This is a genomic window from Pseudomonas agarici, from assembly GCF_001543125.1.
Classification (GTDB): Bacteria; Pseudomonadota; Gammaproteobacteria; order Pseudomonadales; family Pseudomonadaceae; genus Aquipseudomonas; species Aquipseudomonas agarici.
In genome coordinates, this window is the sequence record NZ_CP014135.1 from 4,593,528 (window position 1) to 4,594,961 (window position 1,434).

Sequence of the window (1,434 nt, forward strand, 5' to 3'; positions counted from 1 at the left end):
TTGCACCGGTCGAGCAGGCATCCCACACCAGCGCTGATGTTAGCCGCTCCCCGATTGTCGCGCCTGCGCCTGCTCCTGCGCCAACTCCTACGCCAGCGACAGCCAAGCCTGGAATGCCAATCCGGGAGCCCATCCTGGAAGAGGAGGAAGAAGAAGAGGAGCTGGAGCAAAGCGGTATCGTGCTCCATCTGGGCTTGTTCTTCGACGGCACCGGCAACAATCAGGGCAACAGCGCGATCGGTGAAGGTTGCCGGGCCAGTGACCTGGGTATGGATAGGGAGACGGCGGTCATGATTCGCCAACTCTGTACCACCTATGGCTTCGATGCATCTGGAGTGCCTCCCGACAATAGCTATGGCAATGCCACCAGCAATGTCGCACTTCTGCATGACCTTTATCCGGATCAGGCCGACGTGCAATTACCAAACAGGGTGGAGCAAGCTCATATCAAGGTCTACGTCGAAGGCATCGGCACAAGCAGCGGCCAGAGTGACTCCCTCTACACCCAGAGCAGCGGCCAAGGGGATACCGGCGTGGTGGCCAGGGTCGAACAGGCACCTGCCTTGGTCCTGCAGCAGTTACGGCGGTTTCGAGAAAACAACCCCGGCCTCAAGATTCGCCGTCTTGAAGTCGACCTGTTTGGCTTCAGTCGCGGCGCGGCGGCAGCTCGGCACTGCGCCAATGACCTGCTCAAAGGGGCAGGCAGCCTGCTGGCTCGGGCCATGCCGGTCGGTACACCGGGGTTTGCTGAAACCTTCGCCTGGCGTGCCGGCAGCGACGTCATCCTCAATTTTATCGGCCTGTTCGATACCGTGGCCGGCATCGTCGCCCCGCCGAGCAATGATTTCAGTCCGCACAACGCCCTTAATCCTGGCGTGAATCTACGCCTGGCTCCAGGCAGCGCTCGTCAGGTGGTGCAACTGGTGGCCAACGACGAGCATCGTCACAACTTCTCGCTCACCCGTACCGACACTGATTTGTTTGTACCGGGCTGCCATTCCGATGTTGGCGGCGGTTACCTGCCGTTGTCCACGGAAAACCTATTGCTGAGCAAACCCGACAGCAGCTTCAGCCCGCCCCAGGAACCCAACGAACATAGCGAGGCTTATCGCCGTACCCAACAGCGCCTCGAACGTAGCCAAGACTACTGGCAGCATTACATCCCGCACGAGGGGTTGAGCATTGTCACCTGGGACACGGGAACCCAACACCAGCGCCGCGATACCCCAGCACAAAAGCGGGTTTATGCGGCCATCGCGGGCGAGCGTCAGGTGCGCGGCGAACTCTCCTTGGTGTACCTGCGGATCATGCGTGCGCTGGGCGTGCGTGCTGGGGTGGCGTTTGATCCCGTTCCAGATACACCAGCCCTCGCCTTGCCTACCGAACTCCAGCCCATCGCCGCCAAGTTGCAGGCCTATGCCTTACATGAGCCCT

General features: G+C 60.7%; 1 protein-coding gene. It reads left to right on the forward strand.

The window, feature by feature from the left end:
- Positions 1–113: 113 nt before the first annotated feature.
- Positions 114–1,434: T6SS phospholipase effector Tle1-like catalytic domain-containing protein (locus AWM79_RS20155; RefSeq protein ID WP_060783624.1), on the forward strand; the 1,321-nt coding region annotated here is incomplete at its 3' end.